This window comes from Campylobacter sp. VBCF_06 NA8 (assembly GCF_027737825.1).
In the GTDB taxonomy this organism is placed as follows: domain Bacteria; phylum Campylobacterota; class Campylobacteria; order Campylobacterales; family Campylobacteraceae; genus Campylobacter_B.
Window position 1 is genome coordinate 130,075 of the sequence record NZ_JAOVUB010000002.1, and the last position, 15,206, is coordinate 145,280.

Genomic DNA, 15,206 nt, shown 5'->3' on the forward strand with positions numbered 1-15,206 from the left:
TCTTAAAATACAACTACGAGGTAGTAGAATGTTAAATAGCTTATATTCAGGTAATCGTCTTAGAGTTGATTTTTCTAAGGTCCCAAAAGATATAGAGATACCAAATTTATTACAATTACAAAAAAAAAGTTTTGATCACTTTTTAAATCTTGATAACTCAAATGCAGATAGTGGTATAGAAAAAGTCTTCCGTGCTATCTTTCCTATTCATGATGCTCAAAATAGACTAAGCATCGAGTATGTAAGTAGCGAGCTTTCCAAGCCAAAATACTCGATTAGAGAGTGTATGGAGCGTGGTCTTACATATTCTGTAAATTTAAAGATGAAAATTCGCCTAATCGTGCATGAGCGAGATGATAAAACAGGCGAAAAAATCGGCGTAAAAGATATAAAAGAACAAGATATTTATATTCGCGATATTCCGCTTATCACCGATAGAATTTCATTTATCATCAACGGTGTCGAGCGTGTCGTCGTAAATCAACTACACAGAAGTCCTGGCGTTATTTTCAAAGAAGAAGAGAGCCCGACTGTATTAAACAAACTAATCTACACAGCCCAAATCATACCAGATCGCGGCAACTGGCTATATTTCGAATACGATGCGAAAGATGTATTGTATGTGCGCATTAATAAACGACGCAAGGTTCCTATTACTATACTTTTCCGCGCACTTGGATATAAAAAACAAGACATTATAAAACTATTTTATCCGATTAAAACAATCTATGTCAAAAAAGGCAAATTCTTAACAGATTTCGATCCAAAAGAGTATGCTGGCAGACTTGATTATGATATCATCAACGAAAAAGGCGAGGTTTTGCACCAAGCAAGCAAGCGTTTAACTCTAAAAAAAGCTGAAAAATTAGCAGAAGAGGGGTTAAAGCTTATAGAATACCCAGCTGAAATTTTAGCAGAGCGCCACTTAGCAGATGCGATTTTTGATAAAGATAGTGGCGAGGTTATATACGATTCACTTGCTGCGTTAGATGAAGCCAAACTAGTCGCTATTGCAAATTCACAGAAAAAATTTACAATCGCAAACGATTTAGCTAGTGGTGTCGATGCCTCTATCATCAACTCATTTGCCCAAGATAGCGAAGCTCTTAAAATTTTACAACAAAGCGAAGGCGTTGATGATGAAAACGATTTAGCAGCTATTAGAATTTATAAAGTTATGCGCCCTGGCGAGCCAGTGGTTAAAGAGACTGCAAGATCGTTTGTAAATGATCTGTTTTTCAACCCTGAAAGATACGATCTTACAAAAGTCGGCCGTATGAAAATGAACCACAAGCTTGGCAACGAAACACCAGAGTATGTAACGGTGCTAACTAACGAAGACATTATAAAAACAGCAAAATATTTGATAAAAGTTAAAAATGGCGAAGGTTTTATCGATGATAGAGATAATCTAGGCAATCGTAGAATTCGCTCTATTGGTGAGCTTTTGGCTAGTGAAATGCACCTTGGATTTATCAAGGTTCAAAAAGCTATAAAAGATAAATTTGCAAGCATTAGCGGAAATATCGATGAGCTTATGCCTTATGATTTTGTCAATCCAAAAATCATCACAACTACGCTTATGGAATTCTTCACAGGCGGTCAGTTGAGCCAATTTATGGATCAGACAAACCCGCTTAGCGAGGTTACTCACAAGCGTCGTTTATCTGCTCTTGGCGAGGGCGGTTTGGTTAAAGAGCGCGCTGGATTTGAGGTGCGCGATGTTCATCCGACTCACTATGGTAGAATTTGTCCAATCGAAACCCCGGAGGGTCAAAATATCGGTCTTATCAATACCCTGGCAACTTATGCAAAAGTAAATGATTTAGGCTTTGTCGAAGCTCCTTATAAAAAGGTCGTCGATGGCAAGGTAACAGACGAAATCGTTTATCTAACCGCTACACAAGAAGAGGGTCATGTAATCGCTCCTGCTTCTGCTAAATTAGACGAAAACGGCGCGATTATCGAGGAAATGCTGGAAGCTAGAAAAGACGGCGAAAACCTTATGGCTAGACGCGAGGACATCACTCTAATCGACCTTTGCTCTGGTATGATTGCTGGTGTGGCTGCTTCACTTATTCCATTTTTGGAGCACGATGACGCCAACCGCGCGCTAATGGGTTCAAACATGCAACGCCAAGCAGTTCCACTTCTATACGCAACTGCTCCGATTGTAGGCACGGGTATGGAAGCGACTATCGCTAGGGATTCTTGGGAAGCGATTAAGGCTAAAAGAGCCGGCGTGGTCGAAAAAGTAGATAATAAAAATATCTTTATCTTAGGCGAAGATGAAAAAGGTCCGTTTATCGATCACTACTCAATGGAGAAAAATTTACGCACTAACCAAAACACTACATTTTCTCAGCACCCAATTGTGCGCAAAGGCGATAGTGTCAAAGAGGGACAAATCATCGCAGACGGCCCTAGCATGGACGGCGGCGAGCTAGCTATCGGTAAAAACGCTCTAATCGCGTTTATGCCATGGCATGGTTATAACTACGAGGACGCCGTCGTAATGAGCGAGAAGATGATTCGCGCTGATGAATACACAAGCGTGCATATTTATGAGAAAGAGATTGAAGCCAGAGAGCTAAAAGACGGCGTAGAAGAGATCACCAGAGATATCCCAAATATCAAGGAAGAAGAGCTTTCTCACCTTGATGAGAGTGGAATTATCAAAATCGGAACCCATGTCAAACCTGGTATGATTTTGGTAGGAAAAGTAACTCCAAAAGGCGAGGTTAAACCAACCCCAGAGGAAAGACTTTTAAGGGCGATTTTTGGTGAAAAAGCAGGACATGTGGTAAATAAATCACTCTATGCGACAGCTTCTATGGAAGGTGTGGTAATCGATGTCAAAATTTTCACCAAAAAAGGCTATGAAAAAGATCCTAGAACAAACAAAGCTTATGAGGACGAAAAGACAGAGTTAGAGCGCGAGCACCACGATAGACTTTTGATGCTGGACCGCGAAGAAATGCTAAAAGTCGTAGCCTTGCTATCAAAAAGCAAGCTAGAAAGCGCACAAAGCCTAAACAAAAAAGAGTATAAAAAAGGCGATATTGTCAGCAAAGAAGAGCTTGAAAGCTCAAACCGCTTTACGCTAAATTCGTTTATCAAAGGCTACTCTAAGAAAATTCAAAAAGAGTATGAGGATCTGAAAAATCACTTCCAAAACGAAAAACGAAAGCTTAAAGAAGAACATGATGAAAAAATCGAAATTTTGGAAAAAGATGATATCTTGCCAAGTGGCGTAGTAAAACTAGTCAAAGTCTATGTCGCAACTAAACGCAAACTAAAAGTCGGCGACAAAATGGCTGGACGCCACGGAAACAAAGGTATCGTCTCAAATATCGTCCCAGAGGTCGATATGCCATACCTTCCAAATGGTCAAAGAGTAGATATCGTCCTAAATCCGCTAGGCGTTCCAAGCCGTATGAATATCGGTCAAATCATGGAGAGCCATTTGGGTCTAGTAGGCTGGCGTTTGGGCGAGCAAATCGCTGAAATTTTAGAGCAAAAAACTGGCGAGTGGTTAAAAGAACTTCGTGCTAAAATGATTGAGATTGCAAATGTTTCTAAGCTTATGGACGCTAAGAAAACGCTAGAAAAAATCAGCGATGAAGAGCTTTTGAAATATGCTAGAGATTGGAGCAAGGGCGTTAGATTTGCAGCTCCGATTTTTGAGGGAATCGTGCCTGAGGATTTTGCGAAACTATTTGAAATGGCGAAAATCGACGCTGATGGCAAAACCGAGCTTTATGATGGACGCACAGGCGAAAAGATTAAAGAGCGCGTAAATGTGGGTTGTATGTATTATCTCAAACTCCACCACCTTGTCGATGAAAAAGTCCATGCTAGAAGCACAGGCCCTTACAGCCTTGTTACACAGCAACCAGTCGGCGGTAAAGCGCTATTTGGTGGTCAAAGATTTGGAGAAATGGAAGTTTGGGCGCTTGAAGCTTATGGTGCGGCATATACCTTGCGCGAAATGCTAACCGTCAAATCAGACGATGTCGATGGTCGTTTGGCGGCGTATAAAGCACTTACCAGAGGCGAAAATGTTCCAACAACAGGAATTCCTGAGACATTTTTTGTTTTAACAAACGAGCTTAAATCACTTGCTTTGGATGTTGAAATTTACGGAAACGGGGAAAAGAAATGAGCGAAAACAATAGCTTAGAAAAAATTGAAATTAAAGAAGACGGTAGAGTTCAAGATTTTGATGTATTTGCCATAAGACTTGCTAGCCCTGAGCAAATCAAAAATTGGAGCCACGGCGAGGTTAAAAAGCCAGAAACTATCAACTATCGCACGCTAAAACCTGAACGAGACGGCTTGTTTTGCGCTAAAATTTTTGGTCCAGTAAGGGATTATGAGTGCATTTGCGGAAAATACAAAAAAATGCGCTACAAAGGCTGGAAATGCGAAAAATGTGGCGTAGAAATCACTAGTTCTAAGGTTCGCCGCACACGCATGGGACATATCGAGCTAGTTACCCCAGTAGCGCACATTTGGTATGTAAATTCGCTCCCTAGCCGTATCGGCACGCTTTTGAATATCAAAATGAAAGATTTAGAGCGCGTGCTTTATTACGAGGCGTATATCGTAGAGAGTGCTGGTAGTGCGTATTATGATAACGAAAACACTAAAAAAGTTGAAAAATACGATGTCTTAAACGAAGAGCAATACCAAAGCTTGCGCGAGAGATTTGAGCAGACTGGTTTTGTGGCTAAAATGGGTGGTGAAGTTATCAGAGATATGCTAGCAGATCTTGATTTGGTCGAAATTCTTTCAAATTTGAAAGAGGAAATGGCTAGCACAAATTCAGAATTAAAGAAAAAAAATATAATCAAACGCCTAAAAGTCGTAGAGAGCTTTTTAAATTCTGGCAACAAACCAGAGTGGATGATGATTACAAATTTACCAGTCCTACCAGCGGATTTAAGACCGCTAGTTAGCCTTGACGGCGGTAAATTTGCGGTTTCAGATGTCAATGATTTATACCGCAGAGTTATCAATCGCAACACTCGTCTTAAAAAACTTTTGGAGCTTGATGCGCCAGAGATTATTATTCGCAACGAAAAACGCATGCTCCAAGAAGCTGTCGATGCTCTATTTGATAACGGCAGAAAGGCAAACGCTGTAAAAGGCGCAAACAAACGCCCGCTAAAATCTCTAAGCGAGATTATCAAAGGAAAACAAGGCCGTTTCAGACAAAATTTGCTTGGAAAACGCGTCGATTTCTCAGGTCGTTCAGTTATCGTCGTAGGTCCAAATTTGCGTATGGATCAATGCGGTCTGCCAAAAACTATGGCATTAGAGCTATTTAAACCACATTTGATAGCTAGACTTCAAGAAAAAGGCTATGCAACAACCGTAAAACAAGCCAAAAAAATGATTGAGGGCAAGGTAAATGAGGTTTGGGAGTGCCTAGAAGAGGTCGTTAAAGGTCACCCTGTCATGCTAAACCGTGCGCCGACACTTCACAAAATGTCAATCCAAGCCTTCCACCCAGTCCTAATCGAGGGTAAGGCTATTCGTTTGCACCCGCTTGTTTGTGCGGCTTTCAACGCTGACTTCGACGGCGACCAAATGGCCGTGCATGTCCCACTAAGCCAAGAAGCAATCGCAGAGTGCAAAATTTTAATGCTAAGTTCTATGAATATCTTGCTTCCAGCTAGCGGTAAGCCTGTGGCTGTGCCTTCGCAAGATATGGTTTTGGGAATTTATTATCTTAGCCTTGAAAAAGCTGGTGCAAAAGGCACAAACAAAATTTTTGCCAATGTCGATGAGGTTATGGTCGCTGTGGAGGCGAACTCTCTCGATATCCACGCTAAAATCAAAACTATGGTTGATGGTCGCATTATCTTTACGACAGCTGGTAGATTGGTCATTAAATCAATTTTGCCTGATTTTATCCCAGATACATTGTGGAATAAAAAATTAAAGAAAAAAGATATCGCAGAACTAGTTGATTATGTCTATAAAAATGGCGGTTTAGAAGTAAGTGCTGAATTCCTAGATAATCTTAAAAATTTAGGTTTCGAATCTGCTACAAAAGCTGGAATTTCAATCGCTGTTTCAGATATCATCGTGCCAAATTCTAAGTCAAATTTGATCGAGGACGCGAAAAATCAAGTCCGCGAAGTCCAAAACCAATACTCTGGCGGTTTGCTAACTGAGGGCGAGAGATACAATAAAACTATTCAAATTTGGACAAGCACGACTAAAAAACTAGCCGATGAGATGATGGATTTGATGAAAAACGACAAAGACGGCTTTAACTCAATCTATATGATGGCTGATAGTGGCGCTCGTGGTAGTTCAGAGCAAATTCGCCAATTAGCTGGTATGCGTGGTTTGATGTCTAAACCAGATGGCTCGATTATCGAGACCCCGATTACATCAAATTTCCGCGAGGGATTAGATGCGAACGAATACTTCATCTCAACCCACGGTGCGAGAAAGGGTCTAGCCGATACTGCGCTTAAAACGGCAAATGCTGGTTACCTTACTCGTAAGCTAATCGATGTCGCTCAAAATGTCCGCGTTACAATCCATGATTGTGGCACACACGAGGGTATCGAAGTAACTGAAATCGTCGAAAACGGAACTTTGGTCGAGAATTTAGCCGATAGAATTTTGGGTCGCGTGCTAAGTGCAGATGTGATTGATCCAGTTTCAAATGAAATTTTATTTACCGAGGGCACACTTCTTGGCGAAAAAGAGGTTCGCACTATCGTAGATGCTGGAATTAAATCAGTCAGCATTAGAACTCCGATTACTTGCAAGGCTCACAAGGGCGTTTGCGCTAAATGCTATGGCGTGAATTTGGGTGAGGGCAAACTGGTAAAACCAGGCGAGGCTGTCGGTATCATCTCAGCTCAATCAATCGGCGAGCCAGGAACGCAACTAACACTAAGAACTTTCCACGCAGGTGGAACGGCTGCTACTGATCAACAAGCAGATAAGGTTATCGCTAGCGATGAGGGTTATATCAGATATTATAATGTCAAAACTTATGAAAACAATGGCAAAAATATCGTAATGAACCGCCGAAATGCGGCTGTGCTTTTGGTTGAACCAAAAATCAAAGCTCCATTTAGCGGTAAGGTAAGCATAGAAGTAACTCACGATGATGTCAATATCTCTGTAAAAAGTAAAAAAGATGAGGTCAAATACAATATCCGCCGCCACGATTTGGCTAAACCAAACGAGCTAGCTGGTGTTAGCGGTAAGGTCGAGGGCAAATATTATATCGTTTGCAAAGACGGCGATAATATCGAAGAAAACGAGAGTTTGGTCGAAATCATCAAAACAGACTGGAATATCCCAGCTCGCGTGCCGTTTGCTAGTGAAATTTGCGTCCAAGACGGCGAGCCTGTAACTCAAAAAATCAAATCAGGCGCAGTTGGCGAAATCAAATATTTCATCTTAAAAGGTGATTATTTAGAGCGTCTAAAAGATATCAAAAAGGGAAATATTGTAACCGAAAAAGGTATGTATGCTGTAATCTCTGATGAAAACGGCAGAGAGGCTATCAGACACTATATCCCACGCGAATCTGTGCTTGTATTTAACGATAATAGCAAGGTTAAATTTGACGATATCATCGCAAAACCTAAAAAAGAAGAAAACACCGTAATCGCTCAATGGGATCCATATACTACCCCTGTGGTAGCTGAGTGCGCTGGTGTGGTTAGTTACGAGGATATCGAGCCAGGTTACACTGCTACTGAGCAATACGATGAAGCGACAGGACATAGTAGCTTGGTGATTAATGAGTATTTACCACAAGGCGTAAAACCAGCTATCGTAATCACACCTAGCAAGGGCGAGCCGATGAAATACAATATCGGACCAAAAACTCAAATTCTTGCAACTAGCGGAGATGAGGTAGCGATCGCTGATATCCTAGCTAGGACGCCAAAAGCCGCTGCGAAATCGAAAGATATCACAGGTGGTTTGCCACGCGTTTCTGAGCTTTTCGAAGCACGCAAATCAAAAAATACCGCTATCATCGCTGATATCGACGGAACTGTGAGATTTGGCAAACCTATGAGCTCAAAAGAGCGCGTAATCATCGAGGGCGAGGACGGCACTGTGGCTGAGTATCTAATAGATAAATCTCGCCAAATTCAGGTCCGAAACGGCGAGTTTGTCCATGCTGGCGAAAGGCTAACTGACGGCTCTATTAGCTCACACGATGTGCTTAGAATTTTAGGCGAAAAAGCGCTTCATTACTACCTAGTTAGCGAAGTTCAACAAGTCTATCGCTCACAAGGCGTTGCGATTAACGATAAACATATCGAAATTATCGTATCTCAAATGCTTCGCCAAGTTCGCATTATAGATAGTGGCGATACTAAGCTAATTATCGGCGATTTAATCAGCCGCCGCAGGTTTAAAGAAGAAAATGAGCGCATTATGAAAATGGGTGGCGAGCCAGCGATCGCTGAGCCAGTGCTTCTTGGTATCACAAGAGCGGCTGTGGGAAGCGATAGCGTGATTTCGGCTGCTTCCTTCCAAGAGACTACCAAGGTTCTAACCGAGGCAAGTATTGCGGCGAAATTTGATAGATTAGAGGACTTGAAGGAAAATATCATTTTAGGTCACATAATCCCAGTCGGAACTGGTCTATACAAAGACAAAGAAGTCAAGCTTAAAAAATAATTTTGGGGGCGAAATTTCGCCCCTTTTTTAAATTTTAAAATTTTAGAATTCTTGAATTTTGCCAAATTTTAAAATTTTAAAATTTTGCCACAAAAGGGACTATCTATGCCTAAATCATTTCCAAATTTCGGATTGTTAATGCTTCGTTTGACGCTTGGAGTTTGCCTTTTTATGCATGGCGTGGCAAAGATAATGAACGGTGTGGGCGGTATAAAGGGTATGCTGGGTGCAAAGGGATTGCCTGAGTTTATCGCGTATGGCGTGTATCTAGGCGAAATCATCGCACCCGTGATGATAATCATCGGATTTTTCACCCGCGTGGGTGCGCTTGTCGTGCTTGGGCTGTGTGGCGTGATATTTTATCTAGCGCACCCTGATTTTTTGGCATTATCAAAACACGGCGGATTTGAGGCGGAGATTTTATACCTTTATATCGGAATTTCACTTTGCTTGCTGGCCTGCGGCGGCGGAAGATTTAGCGTGGTGAGGGATTAGCGAATTAAAATTTTACCCCCACATATCCGCTTTGCTCGATGATTTCTTGACCCTGTGGGCTCAAAATCCACTCTAAAATTTTGGCGATATTTTCGTTTTTATTGTTTTTATCATACACGGCGTAAATTTCGCCTATTATCGGATACGAGCGGTTTCTGATATTTTCTTTGTTTGGATATACGCCGTTTAGGCTTAGCATTTTAACCTTGCCGTTTGCGACGAGAGTTTCGACATAGTAACGAAACGAAAAGCCAATGGCTGAGCCAAAAAATCCAAGCGTGTTTCGCTTCATTTTTTCATCTTTCATAAACGCTACCATCGCACTTTGCGAACCACTGCCTTCGTTTCGTTGCACAGCATCGATATATAAATTTGCCCCGCCTGCTTGCGACCATTTTGTGATTTTTCCGCTATAAATTTCCTTGATTTGAGCGGTGCTTAAATTTGATACAGGATTATCATTACGGACGATAAAAACAAAGGCTTCAAGCCCGATTGGCACGAATTCTAAATCCACGCCATTTTCTTTGGCATATTGTAGTTGAGCCTTTGACGGCTTTGCGACAAAAATCAAATCTGCTTTCTTATCAACCACAGCCTTGTAAGCACCGCGAGTGTTTGTGTATTTTAGTCTGCTTTTTTCACTGAAATTTTCGCCGTCAAATTCCACGCTATCTTTTGGATATACTGCACCCACAAAAGCCGAAAACACAGGGAAAAGTGCCGCCGCTCCGTCGATGACGGGCAAGTCGCCTTGTAAATTTAAGTCCGCTTTTGTTTTGTAAATGTGTGAATTTTCATCAAATGGCAAAAATTTGCTAATTTCGATTGATTTTGCCTGCATTTCGGGGTTTGTGGAGTTTTTATATCTTTTAGTAATGCCGTGATAAAATGCCAAATCAAACGCCAAAAACGCCAAAATCAGCGAAATGATTATTAAAATTTGAGATTTTTTCACGGCTTATTTCCCATTTGCGATATACGAAATAATCGAGCATTTGCTTTGCAGATCAAAAGTATAAGCAATCAGTCCAGCCACGCTAAATGCCCAAATAACGCAAATCGCAAGTATAATTTTATAAAATTTTTCATCACTCATAAATTTTCCTACATGTGCTTTACAGCCTGAGCAAACAAAATGACAAGTGTAGCAAAAGCAGTAATAATTAGCGTTAGCGTAATAATTGCAGAAATTTTAAACAATCTTTTTCGCTTCTGTTTTTCTTGCAAATTTTTTTCAAATTTAAATTTAAAAAAGCAATAAATAAACCAAATAAGCGAAACAAACGGCGAAACCAAAAGCATTAAAATAAACGCTGAAATTAACCAATCTAAAATCGTTTCAAACATAAATTTGCTCCAAATTTACATACTCGCACCAGGCAATGACATTAAAATCATAAGCACTACCAAAGGAGAAATAAGGACAATCGCTACAATTACAAGAGATAAAATTATATAAATCAATGTGTTGGTAAGTTTTGAGCCGTCCCTTGCTTTAAGATAAGCTCTAATTTTTTTATCGACAATTCCAACTCCGATAAGCAATAAAATCGGAATTCCCCACAAAAGTTCGGCAAAAAACAAATCACTCATTTTAAATCGCTAAATACTATTTTATTCCCACATATTAGTGATATTTTATTTCTAACTCTGAGTTCGTAAAAATTTCTAGCATTTCCTTTGCGCTATTATCATCTGGAAAATTTGATATATAAATTTTTAGTTCTTTTATGGCTTCATCTTTTTTGTTTTGTGCCATATAAGCTATTGCAAGACCATAATGCGCACTTTTACTACCTTCACTAATCGCTTTTTTAAACTCATTTTCAGCTCTTTCTATTCTGTTGCTATTTGCTAGAAAATCGGCAAATTCAGTACGAATTTCGCCATTTCTATCAAATTTCAGTAGCTTTTCATAACCCTCATCTGCATTTTTAGCAAAATTTCCAGACATATCAAAATTGTGAGCCATTACAAAAAGCCTAGTATTTTGCCAATCAAGATAAAATTGTTCCTTTGCCGACATAGTCTCAAATTTTTTATTTTCTCTCAACCAATCAAAAATACTTAACAACACTCTCAAATCAGACCTTGCGTTTTTTTCGTCTTCTTGATTATCAAAATGCAGTGGATAATACATAGAGTGTTTGTATATATTATCGACACTCTTATGGAGATTATCCAAATCAAGTCTGCCACCATCATCTGTTTTAATTATTGTTTTGTTAAAATCAAATGGCTCATATGGTTCGCAAAATCCAAAATTTACAATAAATATCAATAAAAATATAAATTTTTTCATTATTTTCCTAAAAAATTAAAATTCTACAATACGCCTTTTGTGCTTGGCGTTCCCGTTCTTTTATTTTCTGCGACAGCTCGTCTAAATGCGACTGCAAATGCTTTAAACGACGCTTCTGCTATATGATGAGCGTTGTCTCCACGCAAATTTATGAGATGAAGCGTGATATTTGCATTAAATGCAAGGGCTCTGAAAAACTCAGCGATTAACTCAGCGTCAAATTCGCCGATTTTACCGGTTTTTAAACCTTCATAAACTAGATATGCTCTGTTTGAGAGATCCAAAGCACAGCTAGTCGCCGCTTCGTCCATGACAACCACGCTATCGCCGTATCTCTCGACATTTTGAATCGGATAAATCGCTTCTTTTATCGCTTCACCTAGCACGATTCCGCAGTCTTCGACGCTGTGGTGAAAATCCACTTCCAAATCGCCCTTGCAAACGAGTTTTATATCCATTAATGAGTGTTTGCAAAGTGCTGTTAGCATGTGGTCGAAAAAGCCAATTCCTGTGTTAATCTCAGCCTTGCCTGAGCCGTAAATTTCAAGCTCCAAGCTTATGTCGGTTTCTTTCGTTTTTCTAGTTTTGCTTATCATTTCATCTCCTTTAAAAGGCTAAATTTAGACCAATGCGATTTTTAGCACATCTTCTATGTGATCGACTGGCGTGATTTGCATGGCGTTTTTGACTTCATCTGGAATCTCGTCCAAATCGCGCTCGAAATTTTTGCGCGGGATTAGGGCGTGGGTGATTTTGGCCTTGTGCGCGGCGATTAGCTTTTCTTTTAATCCGCCGATTGCAAGCACAGCCCCACTTAGCGTAATCTCACCCGTCATCGCCACATCGAAGCGCACCTTTTTCTCGCTTAAAATCGACGCAATCGCCGTTGCTAGCGTGATTCCAGCGCTTGGACCGTCTTTTGGTGTAGCGCCCTCTGGGACATGGATATGCAGGTCAAATTTGTTATAAATTTGCTCGTCTTTCGCCAAATTTGCGCTTTTTTCAAATTTTAATTTTCCATTATCGATTAGGACTTTTACCACGCTAAATGCGATTTGAGCGGATTCCTTCATTACATCGCCAAGCTGACCGGTAATCGTCATCGCACCCTTGCCCTTGATTTTAATCGCTTCGATTTTTAGGACATCGCCGCCCACGCTTGTCCAAGCTAGGCCATTTACAATGCCGATTTGGTTCGTTTTTTTCACGGCGTCGATTTCAAAAACCTTTTTATCCAAAAATTCTTCTAAATTTTTGGTTGTTATGGCAAGTTTTTTAAATTCGCTATCTTTTAGAATTCTAACGGCGATTTTACGGCAAATCGCTGCGATTTGGCGGCGCAGGTTACGCACGCCTGACTCTCTGGTATATTCGGCAATGATTTTTTCAAGCGCAGTAGAGTGAAAGCTGATATCGGCTGGTTTGAGCCCGTGTCGCTCTAATTCCTGCGGGATTAGATAGTTTTTTGCGATTTGAAATTTCTCTTGCGGGGTGTATGAGCTAAGCCCGATAAACTCCATTCTGTCGCGAAGTGGGGCAGGTATTTGGGAAATATCGTTCGCTGTGGCGATAAAAATAATCTTGCTTAAATCAATATCGAAATTTAGGTAATAATCCCTAAATGCTGAATTTTGCTCTGGATCTAAAATTTCGAGCAAAACAGCGGTCGGATCGCCTTTATACGAGGTGGATACCTTGTCGATTTCATCTAGCACGACGACAGGATTCATCTGTTTTGCGCTGATTAAACCCTGCACCAAACGCCCTGGCATAGCGCCTACATAGGTGCGACGATGGCCACGAAGCTCATTGACATCTTCTAATCCGCCAAGCGCGATACGGATTAATTTGCGTTTTAGCGCAGTTGCGATTGAGTTTGCTAGGCTGGTTTTACCCACGCCAGGAGGTCCGTAAAAGCATAAAATCGCGCCATTATTCACGCGTTTGCCCTCTTTATCCACGCTTCCGCGAAGCTCTAAAAGCTCTTTTAGCGCGAAATACTCTTCGATACGCTCTTTTGGCTTTTCTAGGGAATAATGGTCTTTGTTTAGCTGCTTGCTTACGCTTTGGATTGAGAGTTTTTCCTTTGCCATTTGCTCAAATGGGATTTCCAAAACCCAGTCTAGATAGCTTTGTGAAAGCCCTGCGTCTGCGCTGTCTGGGTGAAGGCGCGCAAATTTGTCGATTTGCTTTTTTATCTCTTTGTAGGCTTCATCGCTGATAAATGGCTTTTTTAGATCCAGTTTTTTTCTGTATTCTTCGATTTCGACCTCTCTATCGCTATCTGAGCCAAGCTCTTTTTGAATTTGTTTTAACTGCTCTTTTAAAAAATACTCTTTGTTGGTTTGATCGATTTTGCTATGAACCTTGCTTTTGATCTCTTTTTCGAGGCGATAAGATTCGATTTCATCGGCAATGTAGGCAATGAGATCGAAAATTCTTTTTTCTAAATTTAACTGCGAAAAAAACGAATACGCTATCTCTTTTTTGACCCTGAGTGCGCTTAGTGTTAAATCGCAAATTCGCGATGCGTCTGTGTTTTCCTCGATAGTTTTAAGCAGATCGTTTGGGAAAAAGTGCGTTAGGCTACTTAGGGCTTTGACTCTTTCTTTTAAAACATTGATTGATGCGTCGATTTTCGCTTCGTCGCCTCGCTCATCATGGACGATACCGATAGTGGCAAATAGCGGGTTTTGCGAAATTTCGTGCAGAATTTTGCCTTTTGCAGAGCCTTGGAATAAAATTTTAACCCTGCCATCTGGAAGTGGCACTGTGCGCATGATAGTGCCGATTACGCCGATATGATAAATCCCGCCGAAGCTCCTGTCGCCGTTAAATTCGGGCGTCGAGCTTACTACCATTATCATGGATTCGTTTTTTATGGCAAGATCAATGGCTCTTTTGTTTTTTTCATCGCTTATGAAAAGCGGAGTTATCATAAACGGGTATAAAAACAGCTCGTCCTCGACCAAAATCGGCAAATCTGTGGGAAATTTTTTATTTTGTGATAACTGCATTAGAAATTTCCTACTCAAATATCGCGCGATACCATGGGGATTGCGGTTTTATAATCTCGGTGCTGTTCATTGGCGAATTTTCGATTCTGCTTTCATAAATTTTAGCTGATTCGTCCTTACCAGTGCGCTCGTAAAGGTCTTTTATGTCTTTATTGAGCTGGTGTTCGGCTAAGCGAAGTTTGGTCATCATAGTCTCTAATAGCGGTCTATACTGGCTTTGAGGGTATTCGATGATAAATTTGCGAATTTCATCTATGCTATTTAGCATTAATCGCTGATTGCGACCTGGGCGTGAAAATGAGTCGAAATTTGCTCTGATTTTTAGGTATCTTGCATACTCGATTTTTCTCGCGGTGCCGTATCTGCGTATGTATTCGTCTAGATATTTGTTTGCTTTTTCATAATTTTCGTCATCGACGAAGGCTTGTGCCATAATCAGCGTCATTTCTTCCAAAAGCGGTGAAGCGATGTGCTCGCTAGCAAAGCTCGTGTAGTGCGTCTCAGCATCATCGTATGAAAGCGAGTTTAAATCGTCTAGGATTTGCGCATACCATGCTTCTTGGCTGAGGTTAAAAAGTGTGCCATCGCCTTTCGAGCTACAACCGCCGATAAATGCGACAAACAAGGCACAAAGTAGAAATTTGATTAAATTTTGCATATTTTTTCCTTGTGAAATTTTAACCCGCAATTCTATAATATTTAGGTAAATATAC

Annotated in this window: 10 protein-coding genes; 3 read left to right on the forward strand and 7 right to left on the reverse strand. The window is 40.6% G+C overall.

The genetic code is table 11. The features are described 5' to 3' along the window. The first annotated feature begins 28 nt into the window (after nt 1-28). The 3 genes from rpoB to OFO10_RS03235 all read left to right on the forward strand — a co-directional run bounded on the left by rpoB (nt 29) and on the right by OFO10_RS03235 (nt 9,171). Nucleotides 29-4,165, forward strand: a complete 4,137-nt coding sequence (gene rpoB / locus OFO10_RS03225) for a DNA-directed RNA polymerase subunit beta (protein WP_270864629.1) — start codon at nt 29-31, stop codon at nt 4,163-4,165. Further along, nucleotides 4,162-8,676 (forward strand): DNA-directed RNA polymerase subunit beta', encoded by a 4,515-nt coding sequence (rpoC, locus tag OFO10_RS03230; protein ID WP_270862322.1) that lies wholly within the window; start codon nt 4,162-4,164, stop codon nt 8,674-8,676. Before rpoB ends, rpoC begins: the two co-directional genes overlap by 4 nt. Before the next feature lie 105 nt (nt 8,677-8,781). Then, entirely contained in the window at nt 8,782-9,171 is a 390-nt protein-coding gene (locus OFO10_RS03235; protein WP_270866063.1) for a DoxX family protein, read from the forward strand. Between the two features lie 4 nt (nt 9,172-9,175). Here the strand turns inward: OFO10_RS03235 and OFO10_RS03240 are convergent, their stop codons facing one another. From OFO10_RS03240 to OFO10_RS03270, 7 genes are all read right to left on the reverse strand, one after another. After that, a complete protein-coding gene (locus OFO10_RS03240) occupies nt 9,176-10,129 on the reverse strand; it encodes a PstS family phosphate ABC transporter substrate-binding protein (protein ID WP_270866064.1) in 954 nt (317 codons plus the stop codon). Between the two features lie 3 nt (nt 10,130-10,132). Then, nucleotides 10,133-10,270, reverse strand: coding sequence for a hypothetical protein (locus OFO10_RS03245; protein WP_270859331.1), 138 nt, complete (start codon nt 10,268-10,270; stop codon nt 10,133-10,135). Nucleotides 10,271-10,536: 266 nt separating this feature from the next. Continuing rightward, on the reverse strand, nt 10,537-10,767 hold the full coding sequence (locus OFO10_RS03250; RefSeq protein WP_270866065.1) for a hypothetical protein: 231 nt from the start codon (nt 10,765-10,767) through the stop codon (nt 10,537-10,539). Nucleotides 10,768-10,801: 34 nt separating this feature from the next. After that, nucleotides 10,802-11,476 carry a tetratricopeptide repeat protein gene (locus OFO10_RS03255; RefSeq protein ID WP_270866066.1) on the reverse strand — a complete coding sequence of 225 codons (675 nt, stop codon included), beginning with the start codon at nt 11,474-11,476 and terminating at the stop codon, nt 10,802-10,804. 23 nt (nt 11,477-11,499) lie between these two features. Then, nucleotides 11,500-12,072, reverse strand: coding sequence for an imidazoleglycerol-phosphate dehydratase HisB (gene hisB / locus OFO10_RS03260; RefSeq protein ID WP_270866067.1), 573 nt, complete (start codon nt 12,070-12,072; stop codon nt 11,500-11,502). Between the two features lie 24 nt (nt 12,073-12,096). Further along, a complete protein-coding gene (gene lon, locus OFO10_RS03265; protein ID WP_270866068.1) occupies nt 12,097-14,493 on the reverse strand; it encodes an endopeptidase La in 2,397 nt (798 codons plus the stop codon). Nucleotides 14,494-14,503: 10 nt separating this feature from the next. Then, on the reverse strand, nt 14,504-15,151 hold the full coding sequence (locus OFO10_RS03270; RefSeq protein ID WP_270859336.1) for an outer membrane protein assembly factor BamD: 648 nt from the start codon (nt 15,149-15,151) through the stop codon (nt 14,504-14,506). Nucleotides 15,152-15,206: the final 55 nt, after the last annotated feature.

Bases quoted from the DNA above. Each gene is read 5' to 3' on its own strand.
- OFO10_RS03250 (WP_270866065.1), bottom strand. From the start codon at position 10,767: ATGAGTGATTTGTTTTTTGCCGAACTTTTGTGGGGAATTCCGATTTTA.
- rpoB (WP_270864629.1), top strand. From the start codon at position 29: ATGTTAAATAGCTTATATTCAGGTAATCGTCTTAGAGTTGATTTTTCT.
- OFO10_RS03235 (WP_270866063.1), top strand. From the start codon at position 8,782: ATGCCTAAATCATTTCCAAATTTCGGATTGTTAATGCTTCGTTTGACG.
- lon (WP_270866068.1), bottom strand. From the start codon at position 14,493: ATGCAGTTATCACAAAATAAAAAATTTCCCACAGATTTGCCGATTTTG.
- OFO10_RS03270 (WP_270859336.1), bottom strand. From the start codon at position 15,151: ATGCAAAATTTAATCAAATTTCTACTTTGTGCCTTGTTTGTCGCATTT.
- OFO10_RS03255 (WP_270866066.1), bottom strand. From the start codon at position 11,476: ATGAAAAAATTTATATTTTTATTGATATTTATTGTAAATTTTGGATTT.
- OFO10_RS03245 (WP_270859331.1), bottom strand. From the start codon at position 10,270: ATGAGTGATGAAAAATTTTATAAAATTATACTTGCGATTTGCGTTATT.
- hisB (WP_270866067.1), bottom strand. From the start codon at position 12,072: ATGATAAGCAAAACTAGAAAAACGAAAGAAACCGACATAAGCTTGGAG.
- rpoC (WP_270862322.1), top strand. From the start codon at position 4,162: ATGAGCGAAAACAATAGCTTAGAAAAAATTGAAATTAAAGAAGACGGT.